Consider the following 1869-nt stretch of genomic DNA (forward strand, 5'->3'; position numbering starts at 1 on the left):
GTTTAGGCGTACCAGTGTGCGAATATCAGCAACTTTGTGAGCGTCAGCGCGAGTAATTTGTCCCGCTTGCCATTCTCCGGAAATAGAGGCGCTCACCTGAACTACGCGTGGGTCTTTTGCACGTGCATAGGCATCAATATCGCTAAGCACTTTGATTTTGGTTTCAAAGGCACAAGCAGATAGGGGGTTGTCTTCGGTGTAAAGCGCTGAGTTTGTTCCCTGTGGTGAACCTGCCATGGTGCCGGAATGTCCGCTGTGAACAGCTTGCACAGTATTCACTGCGCGTTTAATGGCCTCTTCACTAAGATCGCTTGCATGGGCATAACCAGCACTGTCACCAGCGATTGCACGAAGTCCAAATCCTTGAGATGTGTCAAAGCTGGCGTTTTTCAGGCGTCCGTCGTCGAAAACCATCCCTTCGGATTGGCGGTATTCAAGATAGAGCTCGCCATCATCGGCACCTGTTAGGGCATTGTTGACAATGTTTTCCAGCCGCTTTTGATCAAGATCGGTGCGGTTGAAAAAAAGATCGTCGGTTGTGGCAATGTAGCTCATAAATGGATTCCTTTAATATACCTTTGCAGACAATATAGGTGCTCAAAGTGAGAAGGCCAATGATCTTGGCTTCCAAATTAAAGAGAATCTTGCCAAACTCCATTTTGTCAAAAGACAAAAAACGCTTCGAACCAAGAAAGCGGACAAAACGAAATCTGTAAAAATACAGAAATCAGGTCGATATAAGGAACACAAATGTTGCGCGATCATCCCTTGCGGGTTGAGCTCTGTAACGAGTTACATGCAAGGCCATTTACCCAGCTTACTGGCCCCGAAACTATCACACACATAGGAATGTTATCAGGAGAAGATAAGGCCGAAGAAGAAAGAGCTCACGTTGGGTTGCTATGCCAACGCTTTAACGTGGCAGCACCCGCCCCTGGAACGAAACATTTTATGGCTGACCTTGGTCACTTTTATGTGGTTTGGGAGCGTCACACAGAATTTTCTACCTACACTTTTTTTCGTAATAGAAAAGACCCGGATCGAAAGCAGTACGATACGGCACCAACGGTTCAAAAGCCGAAGCATGCATATCATAAGCCTTTCTCAAAGACGGCAATAGAACTGGTCCCTGTGGACTGGCTCAATGCTGTACCGGGTCAAAGGCTGGTCGGTGTGCATCTTGAACTTGAAGGCCATGATGCGCCGGAACGCACGATGCAGGAGCAAGTTTCTTTCTTTCCAACGGGGCATCTATCTGCCTGTACACTACGCGGCGGACTTGCCGGTGTCTGGATGGATTTTAGCATTAACGAGGACGGGTATGGCCGTATCCTTATTAAAGATTACGGCTTGAAACCAAGGCAAATAGGGCGTGCTGTTCAGCGGTTGCTTGAAATTGACACCTATCGAATGATGGCTCTTCTTTCTCTTCCTCTGGCACAGCAATATGGTGATCGTCTGGCAAAAGCAGGGCGCGTGCTAAAGGATATAACGACGCGTATGACCGACCGCCGGGATGTGGATAACGAAAAGCAGTTGCTGAGTGAGCTGACCGAGTTATCGGCGGAAATCGAACAGGCCGCAGCGGCGACCAATTATCGATTTTCAGCGTCGAAAGCTTATCATGAACTGGTTAAACAGCGAATCTTGAAGTTAAAAGAAGGGAACATGGATGGCTTTCAACGGATGGAAAGCTTCTTGGATCGACGTCTAACGCCGGCAATGCGAACCTGTGAAGCTATGGCATTGCGTTTGGACACGCTGTCCAAAAGGGTTGCCCGGGCGGGGCAGTTATTGAGAACACGTGTTGATATCCAGCTGGAAGAACAGAACTCAGCACTTCTGAAGTCTATGGATAAAAGAGCAAGT

At 48.0% G+C, this 1869-nt stretch carries 2 protein-coding genes; one reads left to right on the forward strand and one right to left on the reverse strand.

Annotated elements, in window-relative coordinates:
* The coding region (locus Q0241_RS18380; RefSeq protein ID WP_299380477.1) for a DNA gyrase modulator at positions 1–555 on the reverse strand (555 nt) is incomplete at its 3' end.
* Between the two features lie 195 nt (positions 556–750).
* Here Q0241_RS18380 and Q0241_RS18385 point away from each other — a divergent pair.
* Positions 751–1869: DUF3422 family protein (locus tag Q0241_RS18385; RefSeq protein WP_299380479.1), on the forward strand; the 1119-nt coding region annotated here is incomplete at its 3' end.

It is taken from the genome of uncultured Kiloniella sp. (assembly GCF_937128705.1).
Lineage (GTDB): Bacteria > Pseudomonadota > Alphaproteobacteria > Kiloniellales > Kiloniellaceae > Kiloniella.